Annotated in this window: 25 protein-coding genes; 12 read left to right on the top strand and 13 right to left on the bottom strand. The window is 55.0% G+C overall.

What is annotated here, in order from left to right; genetic code table 11:
* The first annotated feature begins 223 nt into the window (after positions 1 to 223).
* Together AC3Y2E_RS22200 and AC3Y2E_RS22195 are read left to right on the top strand one after the other, a co-directional pair.
* Entirely contained in the window at positions 224 to 388 is a 165-nt protein-coding gene (locus AC3Y2E_RS22200; protein ID WP_332074228.1) for a YfhD family protein, read from the top strand.
* A 48-nt stretch (positions 389 to 436) separates the two neighbouring features.
* Positions 437 to 805 (top strand): hypothetical protein, encoded by a 369-nt coding sequence (locus tag AC3Y2E_RS22195; RefSeq protein WP_332074229.1) that lies wholly within the window; start codon positions 437 to 439, stop codon positions 803 to 805.
* 476 nt (positions 806 to 1281) lie between these two features.
* On the opposite strand, the gene AC3Y2E_RS22190 is transcribed toward AC3Y2E_RS22195, so the two are convergent.
* Positions 1282 to 2157, bottom strand: a complete 876-nt coding sequence (locus AC3Y2E_RS22190; protein WP_379214217.1) for a pentapeptide repeat-containing protein — start codon at positions 2155 to 2157, stop codon at positions 1282 to 1284.
* 711 nt (positions 2158 to 2868) lie between these two features.
* On the opposite strand from AC3Y2E_RS22190, the gene AC3Y2E_RS22185 reads away from it, so the two are divergent.
* The 4 genes from AC3Y2E_RS22185 to AC3Y2E_RS22170 all read left to right on the top strand — a co-directional run bounded on the left by AC3Y2E_RS22185 (position 2869) and on the right by AC3Y2E_RS22170 (position 7551).
* Positions 2869 to 3531 (top strand): SGNH/GDSL hydrolase family protein, encoded by a 663-nt coding sequence (locus tag AC3Y2E_RS22185; RefSeq protein ID WP_379214215.1) that lies wholly within the window; start codon positions 2869 to 2871, stop codon positions 3529 to 3531.
* 111 nt (positions 3532 to 3642) lie between these two features.
* Positions 3643 to 4602 carry a metallophosphoesterase family protein gene (locus AC3Y2E_RS22180; RefSeq protein ID WP_379214213.1) on the top strand — a complete coding sequence of 320 codons (960 nt, stop codon included), beginning with the start codon at positions 3643 to 3645 and terminating at the stop codon, positions 4600 to 4602.
* Positions 4603 to 4703: 101 nt separating this feature from the next.
* Positions 4704 to 6191, top strand: coding sequence for a tagaturonate epimerase family protein (locus AC3Y2E_RS22175; protein WP_379214211.1), 1488 nt, complete (start codon positions 4704 to 4706; stop codon positions 6189 to 6191).
* Between the two features lie 94 nt (positions 6192 to 6285).
* A complete protein-coding gene (locus AC3Y2E_RS22170) occupies positions 6286 to 7551 on the top strand; it encodes a glucuronate isomerase (RefSeq protein WP_379214209.1) in 1266 nt (421 codons plus the stop codon).
* A 142-nt stretch (positions 7552 to 7693) separates the two neighbouring features.
* On the opposite strand, the gene AC3Y2E_RS22165 is transcribed toward AC3Y2E_RS22170, so the two are convergent.
* A complete protein-coding gene (locus AC3Y2E_RS22165) occupies positions 7694 to 8344 on the bottom strand; it encodes a helix-turn-helix transcriptional regulator (RefSeq protein WP_379214207.1) in 651 nt (216 codons plus the stop codon).
* Positions 8345 to 8363: 19 nt separating this feature from the next.
* On the bottom strand, positions 8364 to 9266 hold the full coding sequence (gene trhO, locus AC3Y2E_RS22160) for an oxygen-dependent tRNA uridine(34) hydroxylase TrhO (protein WP_379214205.1): 903 nt from the start codon (positions 9264 to 9266) through the stop codon (positions 8364 to 8366).
* Positions 9267 to 9612: 346 nt separating this feature from the next.
* Here trhO and AC3Y2E_RS22155 point away from each other — a divergent pair, with 346 nt between their 5' ends.
* Positions 9613 to 9966, top strand: coding sequence for a HesB/IscA family protein (locus AC3Y2E_RS22155; RefSeq protein ID WP_379214203.1), 354 nt, complete (start codon positions 9613 to 9615; stop codon positions 9964 to 9966).
* Between the two features lie 101 nt (positions 9967 to 10067).
* The gene (locus tag AC3Y2E_RS22150) at positions 10068 to 10604 is read left to right on the top strand and encodes an NADPH-dependent FMN reductase (RefSeq protein WP_379214201.1); all 537 of its coding nucleotides are present in this window, start codon (positions 10068 to 10070) and stop codon (positions 10602 to 10604) included.
* A 145-nt stretch (positions 10605 to 10749) separates the two neighbouring features.
* Here the strand turns inward: AC3Y2E_RS22150 and AC3Y2E_RS22145 are convergent, their stop codons facing one another.
* From AC3Y2E_RS22145 to AC3Y2E_RS22110, 8 genes are all read right to left on the bottom strand, one after another.
* Complete coding sequence (locus AC3Y2E_RS22145; protein WP_379214199.1) at positions 10750 to 11046, bottom strand: HesB/YadR/YfhF family protein; 297 nt, start codon at positions 11044 to 11046, stop codon at positions 10750 to 10752.
* A gap of 233 nt (positions 11047 to 11279) precedes the next feature.
* Positions 11280 to 12827, bottom strand: coding sequence for a DUF4179 domain-containing protein (locus AC3Y2E_RS22140; protein WP_379214197.1), 1548 nt, complete (start codon positions 12825 to 12827; stop codon positions 11280 to 11282).
* Positions 12824 to 13165, bottom strand: a complete 342-nt coding sequence (locus AC3Y2E_RS22135) for an RNA polymerase sigma factor (protein WP_379214195.1) — start codon at positions 13163 to 13165, stop codon at positions 12824 to 12826. The genes AC3Y2E_RS22140 and AC3Y2E_RS22135 overlap by 4 nt, the downstream gene beginning before the upstream one ends.
* 90 nt (positions 13166 to 13255) lie before the next feature.
* The gene (locus tag AC3Y2E_RS22130; RefSeq protein ID WP_190929540.1) at positions 13256 to 13447 is read right to left on the bottom strand and encodes an alpha/beta-type small acid-soluble spore protein; all 192 of its coding nucleotides are present in this window, start codon (positions 13445 to 13447) and stop codon (positions 13256 to 13258) included.
* A gap of 80 nt (positions 13448 to 13527) precedes the next feature.
* A complete protein-coding gene (locus tag AC3Y2E_RS22125) occupies positions 13528 to 14469 on the bottom strand; it encodes an ABC transporter permease (protein WP_379214192.1) in 942 nt (313 codons plus the stop codon).
* 1 nt (position 14470) lies between these two features.
* Positions 14471 to 15433 carry an ABC transporter ATP-binding protein gene (locus AC3Y2E_RS22120; RefSeq protein WP_379214190.1) on the bottom strand — a complete coding sequence of 321 codons (963 nt, stop codon included), beginning with the start codon at positions 15431 to 15433 and terminating at the stop codon, positions 14471 to 14473.
* 146 nt (positions 15434 to 15579) lie between these two features.
* Entirely contained in the window at positions 15580 to 17010 is a 1431-nt protein-coding gene (locus tag AC3Y2E_RS22115; RefSeq protein ID WP_379214188.1) for a sensor histidine kinase, read from the bottom strand.
* Positions 17000 to 17716 carry a response regulator transcription factor gene (locus AC3Y2E_RS22110; protein WP_379214185.1) on the bottom strand — a complete coding sequence of 239 codons (717 nt, stop codon included), beginning with the start codon at positions 17714 to 17716 and terminating at the stop codon, positions 17000 to 17002. Before AC3Y2E_RS22110 ends, AC3Y2E_RS22115 begins: the two co-directional genes overlap by 11 nt.
* Before the next feature lie 201 nt (positions 17717 to 17917).
* Between AC3Y2E_RS22110 and AC3Y2E_RS22105 the strand changes: the two genes are divergently transcribed.
* Together AC3Y2E_RS22105 and pdaA are read left to right on the top strand one after the other, a co-directional pair.
* On the top strand, positions 17918 to 18961 hold the full coding sequence (locus AC3Y2E_RS22105) for an SIS domain-containing protein (protein ID WP_190929545.1): 1044 nt from the start codon (positions 17918 to 17920) through the stop codon (positions 18959 to 18961).
* A 172-nt stretch (positions 18962 to 19133) separates the two neighbouring features.
* Positions 19134 to 19919 carry a delta-lactam-biosynthetic de-N-acetylase gene (gene pdaA, locus AC3Y2E_RS22100; protein WP_190929546.1) on the top strand — a complete coding sequence of 262 codons (786 nt, stop codon included), beginning with the start codon at positions 19134 to 19136 and terminating at the stop codon, positions 19917 to 19919.
* Positions 19920 to 19980: 61 nt separating this feature from the next.
* Here the strand turns inward: pdaA and AC3Y2E_RS22095 are convergent, their stop codons facing one another.
* Both AC3Y2E_RS22095 and AC3Y2E_RS22090 read right to left on the bottom strand, forming a co-directional pair.
* The gene (locus AC3Y2E_RS22095; RefSeq protein WP_379214182.1) at positions 19981 to 20466 is read right to left on the bottom strand and encodes a DedA family protein; all 486 of its coding nucleotides are present in this window, start codon (positions 20464 to 20466) and stop codon (positions 19981 to 19983) included.
* A gap of 31 nt (positions 20467 to 20497) precedes the next feature.
* On the bottom strand, positions 20498 to 21538 hold the full coding sequence (locus tag AC3Y2E_RS22090; protein ID WP_332074250.1) for an AI-2E family transporter: 1041 nt from the start codon (positions 21536 to 21538) through the stop codon (positions 20498 to 20500).
* 184 nt (positions 21539 to 21722) lie between these two features.
* Here AC3Y2E_RS22090 and AC3Y2E_RS22085 point away from each other — a divergent pair, with 184 nt between their 5' ends.
* Positions 21723 to 22403 (top strand): response regulator transcription factor, encoded by a 681-nt coding sequence (locus AC3Y2E_RS22085; RefSeq protein ID WP_332074251.1) that lies wholly within the window; start codon positions 21723 to 21725, stop codon positions 22401 to 22403.
* Positions 22400 to 24160, top strand: a complete 1761-nt coding sequence (locus AC3Y2E_RS22080; RefSeq protein WP_379214179.1) for a sensor histidine kinase — start codon at positions 22400 to 22402, stop codon at positions 24158 to 24160. The genes AC3Y2E_RS22085 and AC3Y2E_RS22080 overlap by 4 nt, the downstream gene beginning before the upstream one ends.
* The last annotated feature ends 627 nt before the right edge of the window (positions 24161 to 24787 follow it).

Raw genomic sequence — 24787 nt, 5'->3', positions numbered from 1 at the left:
TGCAGTCTTCTTGAGCTTTACAATGAACATCACCCCCAAAGGGGATAATCTTGGAGGAGCCGGATGCGATGACCCGCACGTCCGGATCTGTGAGAGGCCCATGCAATTGTGCATGGGCCTACTCGATATTTTTTTTTATTTGAGCCGCTATGCATAGTTGGTGTACGATCCGGGCAAACTTCTATAGTTAGTTCCTAATTCAACCAACCGAGGAGGATTACCGATGAACAACCATAAGGCGAACAATGCTGAGAATGAAATCGAGAACGAGCAACTGGAAATAGCCCGAAACGAGGACGTCGAATTCTCCGAATCGCTTGCCGACGCTGCCGATCTGGAAGCGGCCGAGCGCGCTCAAGCGGCGGAAGAACGCCAGGAGAACGCCTAATCCGCAACCTATGCGTATGCGGCAGGCCGTGAGCGGAGGTAACGACGAATGGCTGAGAAAAGCGTGCTGGCTTATTTCAAAAGCCGGGAAGATGCCGAAGGAGCGGCTGCCAAGCTGAAGTCGCTTCGCATCGAAGACATGCGGATCGACGAGGTCGGCCGGTTTGCGGGCGAAGGAGTGGACCATGTCGAAAATCCGATCAACGGCGACATACCGGGACTTGGATATTTGACGCTCGGCGGTGACTTCGACCGGAATGCGGGAATACTTGCCGCGGCCGACGTCAGTGCAAGCGGGATGAGCTCAGGCGGCGAGGACGACACGATGGGCCGCAACTATTTGCTCACAGCCGTTATGAACGAAGACGTTCACCATCAGGCGCTGAGCGTCGTCCGGGAGTCGGGCGGCCTGGCGTAATCCGATAGATGGATCGGACATACAAAAAAGAAAGGAGGCGGTCCGAGAGGGCCGTTTCCTTTCTTTTTTTGCATGGTCTCCGAACTCGTTGCGCGCAAGTCTTTCATTGATTTTGAATGAGGAGTGTGGCGTGGCGTGCGGGGATATCGCAATCGCAGTCTTAGGAGCGATTTGCACCTCTTATTTGGAGCGAAACAGGGTTTTGGGCGAAAATAAGAGCGGTTCGCAGCTGCTAATCTCCCAGAAACGGCGGGTTTGGCGGCAGAGCGGCCGAAATAAGGGTCGCAAACCGCCTCTATTTCTCCGAAAAAGCAAGAAGGCAGCTTCATAAGGGGTACAAACATCTCTTAGTGGTCATCCCCGCAGGCTCTCCTCTCCCTATCGCATCAACCGATTCAAAGCGACTGCTCCAACGAGCCTGCTTCACGGAGGATCGCCTCGCGTCTCAGGACGGAAGCCGGCATGAACGCTAGCCATCAGGCCGGCCAATGAGCCGGCCGAACAAGCGACGGCGGCAGCTTGGTGCGGGCATCTCCTCTGGCTGCGTTGAGCTGGGCTTGGGTGAGGAAAATGCTGCCGGTGAGATTGGCTCCGCTAAGATCGGCGTCCCGGAAATCGGCCCCGATCAGGTCGGCCTCTCTCAGATCCGCGCCTTTCAGGTTGGCCGCGATCAGATAAGCGCCTCTTAAATTGGCGGCGCGGAGATCGGCTCCCTTCAGGTTGGCCCCGATGAGGTCGGCACCTCTGCCTATTGCTTTTTGACGTCCATGCGCCGGTTTCCGCTTCTCGCTGCGGCGCGCTTCTTCCCGCACGAACTCGCTAGTCCGGAGCAAAAGCTCGTTTACTTTCGCCCGGTGAGCCGCCACGTCCAGCTCCAGAAGCGATTCGGGACGAAGGCGGGTGAGCCGCAGCGTCTCGTCGAGTAAGGCGCGAAGAGCTCCGTGAATCGACTGTGCAGGTTGCAGCGTCAGCGATTCCGTCAAATACCAGAGCAGCTCGTACAGCTGCTTCATAACCGGGAACACCTCGAACATCGTCTTCGCAGTGGCAGGGGCTTGCCGCCAGTCGATCCCTCCATAGGTAACCTGGGATACCATCTGCCCGGCGCCGAAGCAGTCATAAACCGTGCAGCCTTTAAACCCCAGCTTCCTTAAATCGGTATGAACGCCGCAGCGAAAATCGTCTTGCAAATTCGAGCAGGGCCGTCCAGCGTCTTTATTTACGGCAAAGTCTGCGGAAGCTGCAAAGGGAAGTGCCACACAGCACAAGCCGAAGCATTTCTCGCAATCCCCCTGCAGCTTGTCGCGACTTATGCCGGGAAGTTGTCCTGAACGTTCGTGTATCTCAGACAACGGTTATCCTCCTCTGCATCATTCAATTCTTCTATAGTAGTACCGAATGATTTCTTCGTCAATTGGGCTCTCAGTAGATAGGGTGGTGCGGGATCAGTACAGACGGCGGGGGTAGGGGGAGGTTGGCTCGGTAGAGGAGTAAATGCTCCGTCCAATCACGGAGAGCAGCTTCGAGCAAGTAGTGTTAAGCTGCATGACGGCGTTAAGTCAACCATAAAAATGATTTATTGATGGACCATTATATGGAATTATTTGATAGAATAAGGAGTCGGTGCAATCTATCGATCCTCATTTTTATTATTGACTTCAATTTGAACGTTTCAGCATGGACCAGAATGGAAATGTTACCGGTAAAGCGGGATGTGTAATGGGGGAGCCTTCTTTTGCGGATAAGCTTGTGAGGAAAGTGCGTTCACTCATTCCTTAATCGTTACGACTCCTGTTCGATCCTTACATATAGACATCTATATGCTTAATATCAGAACGCTGGGAGCCAGAAAAAAATACGAGTTGTTAGGTTAATAGAACAGCTTCCTTGTCAACTGCTGTTTTTACAATCAGATATCGCTTGTCACATTTGGATTTTGATTTATAGCAGGTGTTATTCCTTTGTACGACCACAGGCAAGCAAAATTAGACTATTCCGAACCGCCCGCCTTCCCTTATAATGGACGAGATTGGGTATCTTCATCATTCGGAGGGGAAAAACACATGCTTGTTCAACCAAACAGCAGACTGGTCATGATCGGGGACTCTATCACGGACTGCGGCCGCGCGAGACCGGTCGGGGAAGGCCGGGGCACCGAATATGGAAACGGTTACGTATCGGTCGTCAACGCGCTGCTTAGCGCCGTATATGCGGGCCGTCATATCCGGGTGATCAACGTCGGGTCGAGCGGCAACACGGTTCGCGATCTGAAGGCGCGCTGGCAGACGGACGTATTGGACTTGAAGCCGGACTGGCTGTCGATTATGATCGGGATCAACGACGTATGGCGGCAGTTCGATATGCCGAACTTCAACGAGAAGCACGTTGGGATCGAGGAGTACGAGCAGACGCTTCGCGATCTGATCGCTTCCGTTCAGCCGTCCTTGAAAGGGCTCATACTGATGACTCCGTTCTACATCGAGCCGAATCCGGAAGATGCGATGCGTGCGGCGATGGACCGGTACGGGGCGGTGGTCGCGAAGCTTGCCGCCGAGACCGGGGCTGTGTTCGTGGATACGCAGAAGGCGTTCGATGCGGTGCTGAATCACTATTATCCGGGCGCGCTTGCCTGGGACCGCGTACATCCGAATTTGACCGGACATACGGTGCTCGCTCATGCTTTCCTGAATGCGATCGGCTTTCAATGGAACGGAGACAACGCCTGAAGAGGCTGAGAACCGACGTTATAGCCTTAGCCCGCGGATACGACCCGCACTGCTTTATCTCGCGACATCACGGAACAGAAGACAAACGTTAGATCGGGGAGAGATTGAGCCATGGACAAGCGGAAGCTGACATTTCGGGAAGACGGAACGTTTACGATTGCACAATTTACGGATATTCATTGGGTCGACGGCAGTGAGGCCGATCAACGCACCAGAAGCTTGATGGAGCTCGTCATCCGGGAAGAAGCGCCCGATCTCGTCGTATTTACGGGCGATGTGATTTATTCGGGCGGCAAAGGCTGCACCGATCCGTTCCAGGCGCTGCGGGATGCAGTCGCTACGGCCGAGAACGCAAAGATTCCGTGGGCGCTCGTATTCGGCAATCACGATACGGAAGGGAACATCACACGCGAGCAGCTGGCCCCGGCTGTTGAGACATACGAGCATGCCGTCTCGGACTCGGGACCGGCAAATTTGTCGGGCTTCGGCAATTTCGTACTGGAAGTGGAAGGGCGCAGCGGACAGACGGCAGCGGCGCTGTACGGCCTGGACTCCGGGGAGTATTCACCGCTTTCCCATATCAAAGGCTATAACTGGTTCCGGCGCGATCAGATTTCCTGGTTTTTGCAGCAATCGGCCCGTCTGACGGAACAGAACAAGGGAGAGCCGCTTCCGGCGCTCGCGTTTTTCCACATCCCGCTACCCGAGTATAATCAGGTATGGGAGACGCAGACGTGTTACGGCCACAAGCAGGAGAACGTGTGCTGCCCGCCGCTGAACAGCGGGATGTTCGCGGCGTTCGTCGAAGCGGGCGACGTGATGGGGACGTTTTGCGGACATGACCATGTGAACGACTATTGGGGAGAACTGCACGGGGTCCGCTTAAGCTACGGCCGGGCGACGGGCTATAATACCTACGGACGCGAAGGGTTTCCTCGCGGGTCGCGGCTGATCCGGCTGCGCGAAGGCGAGCGGAGCTTCGAAACGTGGCTGCGGCTCGATGACGGCAGCGTCGTTCTGGAGCAGCCGGAACATGTTCCGGGAGTTGGAAAAGCAAAAATTGTGGAATAATCGGTCCATTCCGCAAAAAATGAACAGAAACAAGACGGAATTTGCGCTAAGATGGGGCTAGACGCCGGTATGCCGGCGATCGCATACAAGGAGGTTCTCCCATGCAAGCGTTACTTTCCGTTATTGACACGTTGCAAGCTGCAGGATCCGTAGTAAAAACGTACGAGCGGTCGCTCGCCGAGTATGAGGGCGTATCGCTCGTTATGATTAAACGGGACGGCCGCAAATTGTTGCTCGCTCAAGGAGCCGGAGCATTGGCCGACGCACTGGAAGGTGAAGCGGTAGCAGGGGGGGCCGATTCGGCGAAGCTGTGCCCGCTCACGCATGCCAACCGGCTGACACTGAACCGGTTTTTCCCCTACACCGCTCCTCGCGCCTTCGGCACGCAAATCTCGACGATCGGGCTCGGCGACCGGCTTGGCATCGCTTCCCCGGGACATATCGAGACGGTGCGCGGCCACGATATCCGTCCGATTCTGGCGCAGCAGAGCATCCGCGAGCTGAACTTGACCGGCCGCGATTACAAGGAAGTGCTGGACGCCGCCTGTTATGCCGCTTTCCAGGAAGGCTACAAGGACGGCTTCGGCGCCGACGGCGACCACCTGAAGGTAGAGGCCGACATAGAGCTGGCGCTCGGGCTCGGCTTCACGATGCTGACGCTGGACTGCTCGGAGCATATCGACAATACGGTGGAAGGGCAATCCGATGCCGACATTTTGGCGAGCTACGCGAAAGTTCCGGCTGACGTCCGCTCCCGTTACGAGGACGGCTATTTGAACCGCAATTTCGAGGCGGCGGGCACCGGTTTTGTCTTTAACGAGCTGACGCTTGCCAAAAATGTGCTTATCTATGCCAAAGCGATCGATTATATGGAGCATGTGTTCACCAAATACATTCAAACGGCCGGCCGGGACATCGACTTCGAAGTGTCGATCGATGAGACGCTGACGCCGACCGACCCGGGTTCGCATTTCCTGATCGCAGAGGAGCTGTACCGCCGCGGTGTGAAGCTGTTCAGCATGGCGCCCCGCTTCTGCGGAGAGTTCCAGAAAGGGATCGATTACATCGGCGACGTCGCCCGGTTCGAGGAAGAGCTGAAGATCCACGCGGCCATTGCCGACCATTTCGGCTACAAGCTGAGCATTCATTCCGGCAGCGACAAATTTACGGTATTCCCGATGATCGGCGTCCATACGAAAGGCCGGTTCCATCTGAAGACGGCCGGAACGAATTGGCTGGAAGCGATGAGGGTGATCGCCAAGACGAACCCGGGTCTGTACCGCCGCATGCATGCTTACGCATACGATCATTTCGGAGAGGCGACCGCGTATTACCACGTGAAGGCGGATTTAAACGCGATCAAGCCGCTGGACGGCGTAGCCGACGCCGACTTGCCGGATTACTTGAACGACGACGACGCTCGTCAGATGCTTCATATCACCTACGGCATATTGCTGCAGGCCAAGGACGAGAGCGGCAAGTCTCTGTTTAAAGACGAGTTTTACCGGACGATGGACGACAACGAGCCTAGCTACACGGACGCTTTGATAACGCATATCGGCAAACATGTAAAGCTGCTTGGCAAATAAGCCGAATCCGTGTACAATGAAAGCGTACGCATCATGCACACGTTAACAATGACTCGTTCATCTCATCCGTTTTTTCGGGGAAAGGAACTGCGGCATGGCTATTCAAACAAAACAAGAGCTTCGCTCGTTCGTCAAGGAAACAATTCGCACTACCCCGATTTCCGATATCCACACGCATCTGTTTACGGAAGATTTCGGCGATCTGCTGCTGTGGGGAATCGATGAGCTGCTCACGTATCATTATCTCGTGGCGGAGACGCTGCGCTTCCATCCGGATCTTCCGTACGAATCGTTCTGGGCGATGTCGAAGCGGGAGCAGGCCGATCTCGTCTGGCAGACGCTGTTTCTGGACCATTCGCCTTACAGCGAGGCGTGCCGCGGCGTTTTGACCGTGCTGAACCGTCTTGGACTCGACGTTGCGTCCAGAGATTTGGAATCGTATCGCGCCTTCTTCGCATCGAAAACGACCGGCGAATATATCGACCTGATCTTCAAACTGTCCAACGTGGCGAACGTCTGCATGACGAACGATCCGTTCGTCGATTCGGAGCGAAACGCCTGGGAGACGATCCAGGAGGTCGACCCGCGGTTCAACACGGCGCTCCGGATCGATCCGCTGCTGATGCAATGGGAAGAGAGCACGTGGGAGAAGCTGAAGGGATGGGGCTACGACGTCGAGCAGGAAGTTACGGACAAAACGGTCGAAGGCATCTGCGAGTTTCTGCGTACGTGGATCCGCAAAATGAATCCGCTGTACATGGCGGTTTCCTTGCCTCCGTCGTTCCGTTATCCGGAGCAGTCGGCCCGCGGCGATATTATCGCCAAATGCATTCTTCCGGTAGCGAAGGAGTTCGATATTCCGTTCGCAATGATGATCGGGGTCAACAAGCGGGTTAATCCGGCGCTGGGCGATGCGGGAGACAGCGTAGGCTTAAGCGATGTACGGACCGTGGAGCAGATCTGCTCGCTGCACCCGGACAACAAATTCCTGTGCACGATGCTCGCCCGCGAGAACCAGCACGGGCTGGCCGTAGCGGCCCGCAAGTTCCGCAACCTGCACGTGTTCGGCTGCTGGTGGTTCCTGAACAATCCGAGCCTGATCGAAGAGATGACGCGCATGCGCTTTGAGCTGCTCGGGACGAGCGTAACGCCGCAGCATTCCGACTGCCGGGTACTTGATCAGCTGCTGTATAAGTGGGACCATTCCCGGGAGATTATCGCGAATGTGCTCACGGACAAATACGCCGATTTGCTCGAAACCGGCTGGAAAGTGAAGAAAAAAGAAATTCGCCGTGACGTATCCGATCTGTTCGGCGGAGCGTTCTGGCGCTTCCTGGGCAAAGAAAATCCGGTGAAATGAGCCGGTACGGCGGGCGCGACGGAAGGGAGAGGTTGGCGATCCCATCCGTCTCCGCTCCGCCCGTAACGCCTAACGTCAAGCAAGCCCCTAGTCGATCATGACAGGGGGCTTGCTTTTTGCGGCTTAAAGGCAAACAGAGCGATTAAACCTGATCCGTATGCTGCTTGCGCTTCCGGATATGGTAGACGCATTTTTTGCCGCCTTTGGCCAAACATTCCGTACGGACGACATCGGCTCCAAGCAGCGATTCGAACAACCCTAGTTCGCATTTGCAAGCGTGATTGTACTTGTTCGCAATTTGCGAGATCGGACAATTGTGTTCTTTCAGAATATACTCGTCGTCACTGTGCTGTTCCCATTCGGCCATGTAGCCGTTCTCGTTCTGAATGGTAGCGAGAGCAGCGACTTTCTCGGACAACGCTTTGTTCTCCATGGCGTTCGCGTATTTCTGGAACAACGTTTCTTTCCGGCGCTCGAATAACCGTTCGACCATCCCTTCGCCGGCCTCGCTGGCGAGCTCGCCGAGCAGATCGAGCGCTACGGCATGATATTTCTTCGGGAAATAATGCTCGGCCTGAGCGGTAAGGCTGTACACGGCGGTCGGCCGGCCCATCGGCTGGCGCACGGTTCTCGGCTCGATCAAACCGTCGCGCTCGAGCGCATCGATATGACGGCGTACCGCCATGCCGGTGATTCCCAAATGTTCGGTTAAGTCTCTGGCGCTAAGCTCGCCGTTCGTTTTCAGGAGCTGAATAATAAGCTCACGGGTCGAAAGACCGTTATCCTGTTTCAATGTGACACCACCCGTTTTATTAGCCGTAGTTGATCGTCGCCGTCGAATGTTCCTCGCAATCGGAGGAGCAGTAGCCGTCATACCGTTCTTCGCATTCGTCGCAGACGATATGCTGCAGATGGCAGCTGTCGTTCGCGCAGTTGATATAGCGGTCGGCCGGCTTCTTGCAGTGATGACACGCTCCTACGACGATATCCTCATCGGTCTGGTTGATCGGCACCGAGATGCGCTCGTCGAATACGTAACATTTCCCGTCGAACAGACGACCTTGAACATCCGGATCTTTGCCGTACGTGACGATTCCGCCGTCGAGCTGGTAGACGTCTTCGAACCCTTCCTGAATGAGAAAGCCGGTCAGCTTCTCGCAGCGGATGCCGCCTGTGCAATAGGTCAGTACCGGCTTCTTCTTGAGTTCGCCCATATTCTCCCGAATCCAGTCCGGAAACTCCCGGAACGATTCGACGTCGGGACGGATCGCGTTGCGGAAATGTCCGATATCGAACTCGTAGCCGTTTCGTCCATCCAGCACGATCACGTCCTCCTGCTGCAGCTTCTCGTAAAACTGCTTCGGGGAAAGACGCTTGCCGCCGATAACGTTCGGGTCGAGAGGCTGGTCGTAGCGGAACGTGACCAGTTCCTTTTTGTAACGGACGAAAATTTTGGAGAAGGCGTGCCGGTCAGCCGGGTCGATCTTGAATACCATATCGTGGAACAACGGATTTTGGCGCATATGCTGCATATATTGCTCGGTCTGGGCGATCGTGCCGGACAACGTGCCGTTAATGCCTTCGTCGGCGATCAGGATGCGCCCTTTAATCCCGAGTGCTCGGCAGAAGTCCAGGTGCTCCTTGGCGAAAGCTTCCGCTTCCGGGATTGGCACGAATTTATAATACAACAATATTGCATATTCATGGTTGGACATGAACGTTCTCACCTTTTCTATGAAATCTGCTATGAAAGCGACTGCCAACAAGCAGTCTTCTAAATTGTATGAATTAGTTTACATAAAGTCAACATAGCCTTATACAAAGTATTTATTTCCCTTCGCTTCTTATTGACAAAAAGCGAGGAACGGATCATAATTATTATACATAATATTATAAAAATATAAATAAGACGAAAACAGGTTCACGTCGGATGATTCTATGGAAGAGGGAGCTTCGAAGGAGCTTTTGTTGCGGGCGGAGCGTATCCGGTTTCGCTAAGAACTTATACTTTGAGGCTTCACTCCTAACTAAATAAAACAGGATAACGGAGGAGGAACGACGATGATTCAAATCAGCGATCAAGCTACCGCCAAAATAGCGGAACTGATTGAGAATTCGGAAGTAAGCGGCGCATTCTTGCGGTTCGGCGTCAACGATGGAGGCTGCAGCGGATTATCGTACCAGATCCGGATCGACGACGAGATGCAGGAAGACGATCAAGTGTTGGAATGGTCTTCGTTTAAAGTGGTTGTCGACTCCGCGAGCCAGCCTTTCGTGGATGGCGTTCAAATCGGATATAAAGAAGCCGGGATGACCGGCGGTTTTACGATCGACAATCCGAATGCCAAAGCGACCTGCGGCTGCGGAGCGAGTTTCCGGACGGCCGCGTACCGGGGCCAGGCTAAGAAGTGCTAAGACCGGAGAAGAGGCCGCCTTGGGCCGATCGCAGCGGTAACTGACAAGCGGACCGATCCGCTTGCGTATGTCCAACTACGATTCGAACAGGAATGGTGAAGATGAAGCTGCTAGGTATTTCAGGGACGATAGTAGGGTCCAAAACCGCGATTGCGGTTCATCAAGTGTTGGAGGCGGTACGCCGCGACAATCCGGATATTGAAACGCAACTGCTCGATCTGAAACAGTACGACGTCCAATTTTGCGACGGTAGAGATCCTGCCGCTTATACGGGCGATACGCACAAAGTCATCGACATCGTTGCCGAGGCGGACTTTTATATTATCGGCACGCCGATCTTCCAGTCTTCCCTGACCGGCGTTCTGAAAAATCTGTTCGACCTGGTGCCGGTGAACGCTCTATACAATAAAGTGATGGGGTTTGTCGCGACAGGCGGCACGTACCAGCACTATCTCGTCGTGGAAAATCAGCTCAAGCCGATTGCCGGTTACTTCCGGGCGTTTGTCGCACCAAGCTACGTTTACTTGCATGACGACCACTTTAAACCGGACAAACAAATCGCCGACGAGGATGTGCTCAGGCGAATCGACAGGTTGGCCGAGGAAGTCGTATTCATGCAGCGCAAGCTTAAATCGTAAGCGGGTCACCAAGCTGAACTGCCGCTCCGATTAAGCGAAGCCTTCGTTGCATTCGTAAACAATCCGCAAAAACCGCCTGTAAAGGCGGTTTTTGCGGATTTATACCGGCTTGCGCTAAAAAGCCGCGAATGAATCGCGGATCGGGTCACGGACCCGGGGACTGGACGGAAAACACGATATCCTGCCCTTGGCAGTCGATCGTCAGATCGCGATTGTCCAAATACCAGATGTCGGTTTCCTCCATAAATAAAGTGATCCCGGCATTGCCCGGAGAAACCGAGATCGCCGGATAACGGGGCTCGCTCTTGGTGACGCCGAGCGAATAAGCGTCGTCACCGCCGCCGCTGTACCGGACGAATACGCGAAGCTGATCGCCTTCGCGGACGCCCCATTCCTCCTTAAAGCAATTGACGGCTGCAGAAGTTACATTCAGGCTGGTCATTATTCAACACCTCGCAAATGGATGTAGGGGATCTTGCTGTTCGGCACAAGGAGCATCGGCTGCCTTATATAGCAACAGCGGTAAAAAAGAGTCGCCTCCTTCCTACCGCCGTTCGAGGTTACTGCTTGAGGGGGACGCGAGGTCCCCATCGATTTCAAGTATAAAGGATAACGCCAACAAAGTAAACATACATATATAATTTGTATGATTTCCAAAGGCGCGGCAGTAAGCTGTTACTTGATCTTCACCCGGAACGGCTGATGGATTTTGTTATAGTGATAGTCGTAGATCCGGAACACGAACGGCTCGGGCAAATATTCGCCCATTAATTCCGAACCTGTCATCACGCAGTTCAGCTTTTGGACCGTCTCCTCGGAAGAGCTGTACCCTCCGCAACGGAGCCCATACCCGTTTGAAGGGTCGAGCCATCTTTGCTCCATGGTGTTCAGCGAATGTATGTCAATCATGTGGGGAGAGAACTTGTTATCAACGTCCTTCTGAAGCTCGAACGAAAACTCCCAGCGGTTCGGATATTTGTTCACATCGACAAGTTTGATCCGCTCGTCCGGCACTTTAAGCAGTTTTTTCTCGCGGGTATCCACGATAATCTCGCGTTTGCTCTTATCCAGCGCACGGATGGTACTGCCTACAAGGTCGAGCGATTGCGGATTGGCGAGCAAGCTTCCTTCGAAATAGATCGTATGCAATGTTTTGGGCCGGGTAACCGGATAGACGAAATATTGCCGTTCGAAGCCGCGGAGCGGCTTCAGCTCCAGGCCGTCTTGATCGACGAGTCTCAAATCCTCGATGGAGAACAGTTGCTTGCTGTTGTTCGGATCGATCGAGAGATCGAGACGAATGGCGGTAGGAAGCAAGGTCGCCCGCGTAAACGTGACGTTTTGTCCGTCCAAAGAAACCGTCTCGTTCAGCTCGAATACTTGTTTGGCGACAATTTGATCTTTGCGGATCGAGAAGCTAAGGTTCCATTCCTTATCCAGCTGCACGGTTTTCTGGTACCCGGGCTTCATCGGCACATGCATCGTTACACGTAACCGAAGTTTGTCCGGAATCGGCGCGTCTTCCTTCCAGCGAATCTCCATCGCGCCGTTCTCCCAAGGTCCGCTGAACGTGCCGCTGCTGCTGAAGATGTCGCTGCCGCTGCTCATCATAGGCTGGCCTACGGTGTACTCCTCTCCGGTAGCCGTATCCTCCGACGTGGCCTGGATGCGTACGCTGTCGTAGCCGTTCTTATCTTTAATCGAATAGTACATAACCATACGCAATTCGTCGACGATTAAATCTTCGATCCGTAATTCGATCCCGTCGTGCTCGACCGATTTGCCGATACGCTGCATATATCCCTGCTCGGCGGCGATATGGAGGCCGTCCTTCGAATCCAGCAGCTGCGTCGTCAGTTTCCCGACGAACGATGCGAAAGCGGGGGAGAAGCCAAGCGCGGCGGACAGGGCGAGAACGAGGAGCACAGCTACGGCTGCGCCGGTCGCCCGTTTTTTTCGTTTTTTGCGGGCAAGCTCCCGTTTGGCCCGGCGGATTCCTTCGCGGATGTAAGCGTCCGTATCGGGAGGGGGAGAGGCCCGCTTATAAGCGTCCTTCAAAGACAGGATGGCCGGGGCCGGTGCAAGCTCCGGATGCGCTTCCGCTTCCGCTTCTGTTTCCCCGGGGGAGTCCGCTTCAGGGTGAGCGACGCGGGCCCTTTTGCGCCGATAACTGCCAAGACCGATTATGTACTCCCAAAAACGCCGTTTAGACTTGTCCCTCAATCCGGTTCCCCGTCCTTCCGCATATAGTCTTTTAACTTGCGAAGCGCTTTGTACAGCCACGTTTTGATCGTGCCGTCGGGATATTGCATCGCTGCGGCGATCTCGTGTATCGTCAGATCCTCGAAATATTTCAGGATCACGATCTGCTTCTGCCGCGGTTCCAACACGTCCAGGGCTGATTCCAGGCTGTCCCGGACCGCCCGGATCTCGGTCCCGTCGGCGCGTTCGTCCGGTATGCCGCCGGAGCGGTATTCCGCTTGACGGCTTCGCCGCCGCCGCTCACTGGGGAATCCAGGAAAAAGTTTTAAGAGACAACACAAAGGGCCGTCCGTTTTCACGGACGACCCTGTTTTTCCCGTAGGCCGGGACTTATGGTTTACGCATTGAAGGAGATATTATGGGTCGGGACCCTACACAGCAAATGCAAATTACCGGCGACCCGCAAGAGTTTGCTCCGCGATTTGCACAAGCTGCTTCGTGATTTGTCCTCCGACCGAACCGTTTTGGCGGGACGAAGTTTCCGCACCCAAAGTTACGCCCAGCGTGCTTGCCGCTTCATACTTCATTTGGTCAATTGCGCTAGCGCTTTGAGGTACAACATAAGTATTGTTGTTTGGCATGTGTGTTCACCTCCTCTGTAGTTGGTTTTCATATTATTATAGGAAACGGCGGATGCCATACATCGCGGGAAGTGGTAATTTTATCCGGCTACATCACGCCGCGTGAAGAAGTACCAGGCCGCAGCGTGGAACATCGCGAAGTAGGCGGTCAGCATCACGATCGAGAAGCCCAGCGTCATCCCGGGAAGCGGGGCGCCGCCGTTCAGATAGGGAGTGAGATTGGTATTGGCGAACAATATATATTTGGCCCAGGCTTTCTCCCCGAACAAGAAAGTAACGGTCGTCCCCGTAAACAGCAGCACGCAGGACAGAAGCACCGACATGGAGCTGCTGCGCGCAACGGCGGAGATCATAAAGGCGAACGTGACGATCATAAGGAGATTAACCGATTTGAGCCCATACGTTTGCAGTGTATGAAGGATCATCGATTTTTCTTGGACCGCGCCGTCTATGAGGGTCAGATGCGGCAGGGCGACATGCCCGAAGCCATGATCGATCAGCCCTTGCACGAAACCGGCGGCAGCGAGTATCCCGATCAGCATCAAGGCGAATCCGACGACCGACACGTATTTGGCCATCAACAGCTTCGTTCTTCCGACGGGCCGGGTCAGCAGCATCTTGATCGTTCCCCAGGAAAACTCGCTTGCTATGCTGTCAGCCGCTACGATGACGGAGAGCAGCGTAATGATGCTGGTCAGCATCGACAGCGATTGCACCGTTCCCCAGACGGATTGTTCTTCCGGTGGCATGTCATGGTCAAGCCGGTATTGGTTCAGCGCAGCGGCGTCCAGCTTGTGCTGCCGTTCGCTACCTGTCAGCTGTCCCTCAACGAGCGTCTTCTCGATTTTGCTATTTTCCTCGCGCAGTTCGGTCCGCCAGTCGTGCTCCGAAGGAGGGAACAGCTGAGTGACATAAGTCGGGGCGAAAGCGAGCACCAGCAGCACCCCGATCAGCACCCAGTTTCGCCGTCTGGCGAAAATTTTCAAAAACTCCGCCTGCAAGATCCGGAGAAAGGTAGTCATGTTACGGCCTCCCCGTCATTTCCATAAATTTGTCTTCCAGCGACTTCGCCTGGATCGATATGCCGGATACGCGAACTCCGCCGGCGACCAGCTTGGCGTTAATATCGGCGATGCAGCCGGCGCTTGTCGTCACGAGAATGCCGAGCGGATCGCTGTCTACGACCAGCCCGTCAAACGCGAGGGCGATCACCTTCCTGGCGGCCTCCTGGCTGTCGACCTGAAACAGGATCGGGACGGCATGCTCCGGCGTGTTCTCCTCCGTCACCTGCTGGATGCCGATAAGCACTCCTTGTTGAATGACGCCTACCCGGTCACACATCAGCTCCATCTCCGACAGCAGATGGCTGGAGACGATGACGGCGATCCCTTCCTCGCGGGCGAGCGTCTTCAACTGGTCGCGGAGCTCGCGAATGCCGGCGGGATCGAGTCCGTTCGTCGGTTCGTCGAGAATGAGCACCTTCGGCTTGTGCATGAGCGCTTGCGCCACTCCGAGCCGCTGGCGCATGCCGAGCGAGTACGTTTTGACCTTGTCGTGAATCCGGTTGTCGAGTCCGACCATCGAGACGACGTCCAGGATGCGGTAGCGGTCTATGCCATTGCCGGGAACGAGCTTGGCGAAGTGAAGCAGGTTTTTGTAGCCGGACATGAACTTGTACATCTCCGGATTTTCGACGATCGCTCCGATGCTGCGGAGCGCCTTGTCCGGAGTGCGCCGCACGTCGTGCCCGTCTACCTTCATCGAGCCGTCCGAGATCGACATCAGTCCGACGAGCATCCGGATCAGCGTCGTTTTGCCGGCGCCGTTCGGGCCGAGCAGGCCGAATATTTCGCCGGGGTAGACGTCGAAGGAAACGTTGCGGACGATCGTTTTTTTGCCGATATGCTTGTATACGTTGCGAATCTCGATAACAGGCGATTGCCCGGCTGCGCCGGAATGTTCCCGTATTTGTTGCAAGGCGGTCATAGCAGCTCTCTCCAGTCTGGTATAAAGGATGACACTAGCTTACCGCGTCACTCTTTCACCCGCCTTAACCGAATGTGAAGAGAAGCTTAAGCTCGCCTTAATAGTAAAAAACCGCCGGGGCTTACGCCAAGCCCGGCGGAATAAAGCTAATTGGTATTCGGTTGAACCGGCTCGGCGGGCAGTAGGATCGTAAATACGGTCCAGCTGGGCGCTTGATGGGAAAGCGCCAACGTCCCTTGATGCTTCTCGACGATTTTTTTGGCGATGGCAAGTCCCAGTCCGGTGCCGCCCAGACTGTTGCGCGCTTCGTCGCCGCGCACGAACGGCTCGAACAGCGTCGGTTGAAGCCGCTGCGGGATACCGACGCCGTTATCCGCCACCTCGATGGCGAGGAGCGAACCTTGCCTGCGAAGAGTCAGCCGCAGCTCCGTCCCCGGCGGATTGTATTTCATCGCATTGGAGATCAGGTTGGAGAGAACGCGGGCCATCTGACGGGGGTCGATACCGGCCATCCATAGGCCGTGCGGAATGTCCACTTCCAGCTTGAACAGCTTCTCCTCCAGCTCTTCGTAAAACTCGGCGGCGATCTCGCGGAGAAATTCGGCCAGATCGGTTCGGACGAGAGTCAGCTTGAAGCCGGGCGTATCCATCGTCAGCAGCTCGAAGATCGCATCGATCAAGTTCGTCAGCCGCACCGATTTGTCGTGGATCAGCTTCAAGTATCGCTCCTTGCGTTCTTCGTCCGGCACCATCCCTTCCTGGAGCGCACGGGCGTAACCCTGGATGCTCGTAAGCGGAGTTTTCAGGTCGTGGGACAAATCGAGCAGCATATGATTTTTGCTTTGCTCCAACACCGCCTTTTCCTTCTCGGCGTCCGACAGCTTCCCGGCCAAATAATGATAAGCGTCGCGGAGCTGAGCGATTTCCGAGTGCGCTTTGGCCGCGATCTGAATCCGCGTGTCGTATTGCCCTTCGGTCAGCTGCTGCAGTCCTTCGGCAACCGCGTGCAGCGGCCGGCTGATTTTCCGGGACGTACGCCTTGCGTACAGCAAAACGAGGCCGATTTGCAGCAACAGAAAAATCGCCAGAAACAAAAGCAGATGGCGGCCGATTAACCAGTCGGTCTGCTCGGCGTTTTTGCGCAGCTCCACCGTGCCGCTTACTTCGCCCATCGGAATTTTCAGCAGCACGAGGTACGGCTTGCCGTCTTTGCCGGCGACCGGCATGGCGGTCGTATAATAGGGCAGCTCGCGCTTATTCCCGAGCAGCAGGTACAGCTCCGTATCCGTATAAACCGGGCTCCGGCCGTTGTCCGGGCCGATCGTATGCACCACACGGCCGGCTTCGTCCAATACTTCGACGGAAGCTCCGGCGGATTCCAGCTCGCCCAGAGCGATCGAGCGGTAATCGGGCTTCGCAATATCCTGAGCCGTCTGAAGCGGTACGGCGCCTTTCTCCAGCTTCATGCCGAGTGAGACGATCGTGACGCATAGCACGATAACGAAGAGCAGGGCGGTTAGCAGCACGAACTGCAAATAATTGCGCATCATCGCCGAGTAGATCCGGTTACGTTTCATGACGGGCGATCCTTTTCTCGAATTTATAGCCGATGCCTCGCACGGTGATGATATAAGCCGGATTTCGCGGATCGTCCTCCAGCTTCTCGCGGATTTTGCTGATATGGACCATAATCGTATTGTCATCGCCGAAATAAAAATCGTCCCAGATCGATTCGAACAGCTGCTTTTTCGTAAATACTTTGCCGGGATGACGCATCATCAGCTCGACCATTTTGTACTCAAGGGAAGTCAGGGGCAGGAGGGCGCCATGTTTGCTGACCGTACAGCTGGACGGATCAAGCTGCAAATCTCCGGCGGTCAGGACGGAAGGTTCGCTTTGCTCCGGAGCTTGTCCGAGCTTATAATACCGGCGCAGCTGCGCCTGGATGCGGGCCGTTACTTCCAACGGATTAAACGGCTTGGCGATGTAATCGTCCGCTCCGAGGCCGAGGCCGAGTATTTTATCGTTATCGTGGCTTTTCGCCGACAGCAGGATGACCGGGATGTTATGAGTTTTGCGTATTTCTTTCAGCGTCCGCAAGCCGTCCATATTCGGCATCATAATATCGAGCAGCAGCAAGGCAACCTCGTGTTCTCCGAGCATCCGGACCGCTTCGGCTCCATCCGAGGCTTCCAATACCCGCAGTCCGTCGGCTTCCAGATATAAAGACAACAGCTCGCGGATTTCCGCTTCGTCGTCGGCGATCAGTATGGTGCGGGACATGAATGGATCGGCTCTCCTTTGCGCTAACAGTAATCGATGATCATTATATAACATTGGCCGTCAAATGAGTAACAGAGACGGAATTCCCATCAAAAATTGAACAATTCGAGTTAAAATGATTTTTTCAATCAAAAAAATGATTGTTGTAATCATTCATATGATTTATAATTTCATTAGGATGATAAGGGAGGGTAACGAACTATGAGTTTAACTTACAGTGAAATTAAGCAGCAGTACGCTGCGCTTCAGCAAACTTATGATTATATGATGTCGAAACGTTCCGATATTGTCGCCTTCGTACGGGGGCTGCAGACGAAGTCCGTCACGTTCGTAGGCTGCGGTTCCAGCTACTGCTTGAGCGAATCCGCCGCGTTCTCCGTACGCCTTCGCGCCGGCATTCCGGCAAGCGCACTGGCGGGCGGCGACCTGATGCTGAATCCGCAGCGCTACCGCCCGTTGATGGAAGAGACGCTGATCATCGCGCCGTCCCGTTCGGGGAGCACGAGCGAAGTGGTCGAAGCTGTCAAGCTGATCCGCGAGTATAAGCATGTTCCCGTATTGGCACTGTCCTGCGTAGCCGGTTCGCCGCTGTCGCAGAAGGCGGACTTTACGCTTGAGCTGCCGTGGGCGTTCGACAATAGCGTATGCCAGACGCGGACGGTATCCAATCTGTACACCGCCAACCTGATGATTGCCGCTTTCCTCGGCGAGGACGAGAAGCTGCTGAACGACTTGGCGGTTGTAATCCGGCAGGGCGAAGCTTACATGGAGCGCGTCGAGAATGCGATCCGCCAGGCGGCCGATTTCGAATGGTCCAATGCGGTGCTGCTGGCCGACGGGGAGCTGCAAGGAATCGCTGCGGAAGGCGCGATTGCGCTGACGGAGATCGCCAAAGTGCAAGCCCATTCGTTCCACCTGCTTGACGTCAGGCACGGCCCGATGGTGACGGTAGGAGCGGACACGCTCGTCATCGCCTTGCTGACGGCTGACGGAACGGCGCATCAGGGCAAATTAATCCAGGATATTAAAGGCCGCGGCGCGACCGTGATCGCTTATGCCGATCGGGCCGGCGTGATCGATCCGGCTGCGGCGGATCTGGCTGTTGAATCCGGCGCCGAGCTGGATATCGCGGTGCAAGGCATTCCATTTATCTTTATCCCGCAAATCGTAGCGCTGGTCAAAGCAGAACGGCTGGGCATCAACCCGGACAGCCCGGATGGCCTTACCGCATGGGTTAAGCTGTAAGGAACCTGAATCCAAATAAGCAATTGCTCGCTGAACCGTCCGGATGGTTATCCAGACGGTTTTTCGCACAGGTAAAAATTACACGATTATGAGCAGGACGGTAAAGCAAAGAATACAGTCAAACCCTTTTACACTATGATATGGGAAACCACTCAGGAGGAACTTAGGGAAGATGCGAAAGCTGGTTAACCTCGTATGTATCGCCGCCGTTCTCGCTTATGGTTTAGCCGCGGATATTGCGTCCGCTGAAGCTTCCGGCAGTCAGCCGTACCATTTCGGATTCAAGAAAAGCCGGAACGGAGCGCCCGCCTCCATCGACGAGGAAGGCTTCAAACCGGTGCTCGAAACGTACGATGCCATATTCCGGAGGGACGGCACCGGCAAGACGCTGTATTTAACGTTCGATAACGGGTATGAGAACGGCCATACGCCGAAAATACTCGATGTGCTGAAGGAGAAAAAGGTGCCGGCGTTATTTTTCGTAACCGGACAATTCATCCGGGAACAGCCGCATTTGCTGAAACGAATGAGCGAAGAGGGGCATCGGATCGGAAACCATTCGTGGAGCCATCCCGATCTGACCCAAATATCGGACGAGCGGCTCGCCTCCGAGCTGAAGCAGGTGAAGGACAGCGTCGCCGAGCTCACCGGGCAGCAAGAGATGCCGTTCCTGCGGCCGCCGCGCGGCATATTCAGCGAGCGTACGCTGGCGGTCAGCCGGAAGCTCGGTTATATTAACGTGTTCTGGTCGATCGCTTATGTGGACTGGGATACGAACAAGCAGCAGGGCTGGCGGCACGCCTTCGATAAGGTGACGGGGCAGCTGCACCCGGGAGCCGTTATCTTGCTCCATTCCGTATCGAGCGATAACGCCGAGGCGATGGGGAGCATTATCGATTACGCACGCGAGCAGGGGTACGAGTTCAAGCATTTGGAAGTGATTCCGGGCGGAGTTTAAAAGCAGGGCGGGAACCAGTCGGATGACGCGGACTGGTTCCTTTTGGCGTGAATCTTCTTGTTCAAATCTTCGAACCGACGAAATAGCCTATCGAAATGAATAAGGTGCACCAGATCAACGCGCCTGCGCCTGCGAATATGAAATATTTGCCTGGCTTCATGGCGCTTACCCCGGACAAATAACAGGTCAGATGCCGGATACCGGGGATAAAATAGCCGAAGCCGACCGTCCACGGCCCGTACCGGTTAAACCACGTCTCGGCCTTCTCCAGCCTCGACGGCGTGAGCCGCAGCCACTTGCCGTACCTCCACAGCAGCGGCTTGCCGAACTTCCTTCCCAGCGTATAGCTGATCATCATCCCGCTCATCGCCCCGAGGAAGCTGACGGCGACAGACCCCGGCATACTCATAAACCCGATCGAGGCCAAATAGCCGACAAAGGTCATCAGCAGCTCGTCCGGAATCGGCAAGCCGACAATGCCAAGGGCGAGACACAGAAATAAAGCGATATATCCGTATTGCATAATCATATCTTGAACGAAGGTCATGAACAGCCACGCTCCGATTGGTTATAGACGATCAGACTTCCCGCGGTTCCGGTTCAGGAACTGCCTGGGCAGCCGGTTTTCCCATACGTGTAACTTCCAGTATATCGAGCAAAAAGACGAAGGTCGGAATGCCCACCATCAGCCCCCAGATGCCGAAGAAATGCTCCGAGAACAGCAGCACGACAAACGTGTAAAAGACGGGCAGGTGGGTTTTGGACGCCATCAGTCTCGGGTTGAGTACATAAGCCTCAATCGCATGAATGATCGTGATCGTCACGATCAGATAGATGACGTAGATAAAGCCGCCGATGCTGAAGGCGATCGCGCCGAGCGGGACGAGCGAGATAAAAACGCCCGCGACCGGTATCAGTCCCAGCACGAAGATGAGCAGGGCGAGTCCGATCAAGTTCGGGAAGCCCATAATCCATAAAGCGATAGTCGTCAACATACAGTTGATCAGCGCGATCAACAATTGAGTCTCGATCACTTTCCCGAACGTCTGCACGAATTTGCGGCCGAAAAACTCAATTTCCTTGACGAACCAGCCCAGCTTGCTCGTCCGGAATTGCGCGGTGAAGCGGATGACGTTTCCTTTGCCGAGCAGCAGAAACAAGCTTAAAATTAACGCCAGAAACAAATGAAATCCCCAATTGCCGATTTTCATCATAAAATCGAGCCCGGGCTTCAGCATGCTGGGGATGTCGAGTCCTCCGAGCAGCGAGAGCAAATAAGCGACCATCTCATTCTGCGGATTGTCGTACACTTGCTTGACCAGCTCGAACAGCTGGGTCGCCTGATGGACAAGCGCGGGAAACAGCCTTACCATAACAGTAACGAGCAATGTCACGAGCAGACTGTACAGCAGGGCGAGCACAACGGTGGCGTTGATCGGGACGACTTTGTCGATCCACCGTTTCACGTACAGGTGAAGCCGGTTCATCAGATAAGTCATCAGAAACGTAAGCAGGATCAGATTCAGCATGCTGTGGAGCCAGAACAGCAGCAGGCAGAACAGCGCCAGAACTCCGAAGCGGCGCGTATCTTTATGATTCAATATAGCCCAAATGTTCATCAGAGGCATCCTCTCGAGCGGGAATAGTCTATGGCCGTGGAAGCCATTATAGCGGACTGGTGTGTATTTCATGTGTAGGAAGTCCTAGTTTTTCTTGCTTTTCTTCCATCCATCGACACACTAAGTACACACCGATTCGGTACAGTATAGTGAGACAACTAATGCAAGAGGAGCGAGCGTAAGCATGGGGAGAAAAGTATTGCTGGTCGAGGATGAAAGTCTGATCCGCGAAATCGTCGGCGACTACTTCGAGCGGGAGCAGTGGACGGTCTATGAAGCCGAGAACGGCGTACAAGCGCTCGAAATGCTGGAGAAGCTCAGCGTCGACCTTGTCATTCTCGACCTGTTAATGCCGGAGATGGATGGCTGGACGGTGTGCAGGCAGCTGCGCGCCCGCTCGGCCGTGCCGATTATTATCGTAACCGCTAAATCCGAGGAAGACGATAAAATGCTAGGCTTCGAGCTTGGAGCCGACGACTATGTAACGAAGCCGTTTAGTCCGAAGGTGCTGGTCGCCCGCGCCAAAAGCCTGATGAAGCGGATCGAGGGTACCGTGGGCAAGGAAGATCATCTGATCAGCTTCGGCCGGATCATCATTAACAGACGCGCCCGCCGGGTCGACATGAACGGGCAGGAGATTGAGCTGTCCCCCAAGGAATACGATCTGCTGCTGTACCTGATCAAAAACGAAGGCATCGTGCTGGCCCGGGAGACGATCCTGGACCACGTATGGGGCTTCGATTACTTCGGTGATATGAGAGTCGTCGATACGCATATCAAAAAACTGCGCGGCAAGCTCGGCAGCGAAGCCCGCCATATCCGGACCGTGATTCGCTCCGGCTACAAGTTTGAGGAGGACCGATGAACAGGCGCGGGGTGGCGTTTAAGCTGTTTGCGATTACCGCACTGTTTTTTTTCCTTTTTTACGCGGTCGTGCTGATCGGACAGCTGTTCTTCTTCGACAAGTTTTACCAGTATCAGAAAACGGCCGCCCTGGAAAAAAAGCTGCAGGCGTTCGGGCAAAAATACGCGCAGGGCCGCTGGGACGACGACCGAATCTCCCGGGAGATGGCGTTGTTCATCAGCCAGAACAAAGCCCAGCTCGCGATATTAAACCCGGAGGGCAAAATCAAATACGACAATTCGTTTCGCGTCGTCATACAGGACGACAGCGGGCGGGCGGTGCGGATCTCCTTGTCGTTTCTGATCAATTCGGGTCTGAAGGAGCTGCTGCAGGCAAATCTGAGCATCGGGGACCGGATCGAGGTGCTGGGCGTCTACGATAATCCGGACACGAAAGATTTCTTCTTCCCCGCGGTGATCCAAAAAGCGGGGGCGAAGGAAATCGGCAGCATTACAAGCAGCGGGATCGCGGAACCGTTGGAACGGCTGGGCGGCGTAATTACCGATGCGCTGCTGCCGCACCCCAACCAGTGGAATTTGCGCCAGGGGCTGCTGTTCCTTGCGCTGGACGAATGGTTCCCGCTCTCTCCCGCGAAGGAAGCGGAGCTGCAGAGCGGAAAGCGGATTACCGAGGAATGGACGGAGACGATCAGCGGGACGCGCGGACTCGTCTCGATTCAGCCGGTCGTGGCCGGGGGGAAGGTCAGCGAGCTGGTCTTCGTCGTGGCGTCGCTGCAGCAGATTAGCGAAGCTTACGATGCGCTGAGACTGTTCTACCTCTATCTCGCGGTCGGCGGCATCGCCCTGATCGTCCTGCTCTCGCTGCTGTTCTCGAAGCTTGTCACGAAGCCGCTGCTGTCGCTGAACAAAATCGCGCTGCGCATGGCCAAGCTGGATTTCTCCGTGAAGTCGCAGGTGAAGGGCAGCGATGAGATCGGCAGTTTGTCGGACAGCTTGAACAGCTTGTCCGAGACGCTGGACAATACGCTCCGCGAGCTGTATGAAGCGAATGAGCGGCTGAAAACCGATATGGAACACAAGCTGCGGATGGAGCAGATGCAGAAGGAGTTTATTTCCAACGCATCCCATGAGCTGAAGACGCCGCTCAGCATCGTAAGAGGGTTTGTGGAAGGCGTCAAGGACGGCGTAAGCGAAGGCAAGCGGGAGCGGTATCTTGAAGTCATTCTGGACGAGACGGAGAAGATGGAAAATCTGGTGAAGGATATGCTGGAGCTCACCAAGCTGGAGTCGCAAAAAACGAAGCCGAAAAAGCTCCGCTATTCGCTCAGCGAACAGATGGAAGACATCGCCGACAAGCTGTCCCACCATCTGAGCGAGAAAGAGCTCCAGGTCGTAACCGTAACGTCGGATGAGCAGCCGGTCCACGCCGACCCGGTCAAGATCGAGCAGGTGCTGTTTAACCTGCTTATGAACGCGATCCGCCATGCGTCCGCAGGTACCGAAATTACCGTAAGGATCGAGAAAGACGGGGAGCGAATCCGCCTGTCCATCGAGAACGAAGGGGAGAAGCTGCCCGAGGATCAGCTGGACCGCGTCTGGGAACGGTTCTACCGGGTGGAGCGTTCGAGGAACCGGAAAACCGGAGGAACGGGGCTCGGGCTGGCCATCGTTAAGTATATCCTCGATATGCACGACAGCCGGTACGGGGTGATGAACACGGAACGGGGCGTCAGCTTTTATTTTGATTTGGAGTTGTAAGCGGCACGGGTCAGCAACTGTCGAAAGCCGCTTTTCATGGCCGTTCGGCTTTCTGCTCTGCTTCGAGCGGGGATGAAACCGTGGATGAACCGATTAAGAGCGGTTTGGACCCTTTATTCGGTGCGAATCCGCATGGATGGAGGCGTTAAGAGCGGTTTGATGCTGTTATTATCGGTGAAACGGCCACATCCCCCATCAGTGGGTTGAAATAAGGGGTGCAAACCGCCTTTATTCGTTTCGTTTTTTGGGAAAGGCCGAATTTAGAGGGTACCAAAGACTCTTATAGGTTGAGAAACCGTGCGCGTGCGCATACGTTTTGGTGTAGACGAACACAACTGCACGTAAGCAAAATGTTTTCAGGCCGCACCTAGTGTCGGGTGGATCTCTTTAAACCTCGTCAACGAGCGGCGGAGCCCGTACCCATTCCCTTCCACGCACCAACGTATGGGTTTGCACGTCAAAGGACCGTCCGGATGTTTTCCGGACGGTTTTCTTATTGCTGACGACGTCGCAGCCTTAAAAACGATCCGGCTTCTCCGGTACCGGTACTGATTCCGCGTGACGGCGATACAATGATACAAAGGACATTCCGGTGTTCGGTCTCGGAAGGAATCGGGAGGAAGGGGC

It is taken from the genome of Paenibacillus sp. MAH-35 (assembly GCF_058135425.1).
The sequence above is the reverse complement of the archived record's forward strand: the minus strand, read 5'-3'. Positions and strand labels throughout refer to the sequence as shown.

Coding starts and splice junctions, on each gene's coding strand:
- AC3Y2E_RS22200 (WP_332074228.1), top strand. CDS start 224: ATGAACAACCATAAGGCGAACAATGCTGAGAATGAAATCGAGAACGAG.
- AC3Y2E_RS22195 (WP_332074229.1), top strand. CDS start 437: ATGGCTGAGAAAAGCGTGCTGGCTTATTTCAAAAGCCGGGAAGATGCC.
- AC3Y2E_RS22185 (WP_379214215.1), top strand. CDS start 2,869: ATGCTTGTTCAACCAAACAGCAGACTGGTCATGATCGGGGACTCTATC.
- AC3Y2E_RS22180 (WP_379214213.1), top strand. CDS start 3,643: ATGGACAAGCGGAAGCTGACATTTCGGGAAGACGGAACGTTTACGATT.
- AC3Y2E_RS22175 (WP_379214211.1), top strand. CDS start 4,704: ATGCAAGCGTTACTTTCCGTTATTGACACGTTGCAAGCTGCAGGATCC.
- AC3Y2E_RS22170 (WP_379214209.1), top strand. CDS start 6,286: ATGGCTATTCAAACAAAACAAGAGCTTCGCTCGTTCGTCAAGGAAACA.
- trhO (WP_379214205.1), bottom strand. CDS start 9,266: ATGTCCAACCATGAATATGCAATATTGTTGTATTATAAATTCGTGCCA.
- AC3Y2E_RS22155 (WP_379214203.1), top strand. CDS start 9,613: ATGATTCAAATCAGCGATCAAGCTACCGCCAAAATAGCGGAACTGATT.
- AC3Y2E_RS22150 (WP_379214201.1), top strand. CDS start 10,068: ATGAAGCTGCTAGGTATTTCAGGGACGATAGTAGGGTCCAAAACCGCG.
- AC3Y2E_RS22145 (WP_379214199.1), bottom strand. CDS start 11,046: ATGACCAGCCTGAATGTAACTTCTGCAGCCGTCAATTGCTTTAAGGAG.
- AC3Y2E_RS22130 (WP_190929540.1), bottom strand. CDS start 13,447: ATGCCAAACAACAATACTTATGTTGTACCTCAAAGCGCTAGCGCAATT.
- AC3Y2E_RS22125 (WP_379214192.1), bottom strand. CDS start 14,469: ATGACTACCTTTCTCCGGATCTTGCAGGCGGAGTTTTTGAAAATTTTC.
- AC3Y2E_RS22120 (WP_379214190.1), bottom strand. CDS start 15,433: ATGACCGCCTTGCAACAAATACGGGAACATTCCGGCGCAGCCGGGCAA.
- AC3Y2E_RS22115 (WP_379214188.1), bottom strand. CDS start 17,010: ATGAAACGTAACCGGATCTACTCGGCGATGATGCGCAATTATTTGCAG.
- AC3Y2E_RS22110 (WP_379214185.1), bottom strand. CDS start 17,716: ATGTCCCGCACCATACTGATCGCCGACGACGAAGCGGAAATCCGCGAG.
- AC3Y2E_RS22105 (WP_190929545.1), top strand. CDS start 17,918: ATGAGTTTAACTTACAGTGAAATTAAGCAGCAGTACGCTGCGCTTCAG.
- pdaA (WP_190929546.1), top strand. CDS start 19,134: ATGCGAAAGCTGGTTAACCTCGTATGTATCGCCGCCGTTCTCGCTTAT.
- AC3Y2E_RS22095 (WP_379214182.1), bottom strand. CDS start 20,466: ATGACCTTCGTTCAAGATATGATTATGCAATACGGATATATCGCTTTA.
- AC3Y2E_RS22090 (WP_332074250.1), bottom strand. CDS start 21,538: ATGAACATTTGGGCTATATTGAATCATAAAGATACGCGCCGCTTCGGA.
- AC3Y2E_RS22085 (WP_332074251.1), top strand. CDS start 21,723: ATGGGGAGAAAAGTATTGCTGGTCGAGGATGAAAGTCTGATCCGCGAA.
- AC3Y2E_RS22080 (WP_379214179.1), top strand. CDS start 22,400: ATGAACAGGCGCGGGGTGGCGTTTAAGCTGTTTGCGATTACCGCACTG.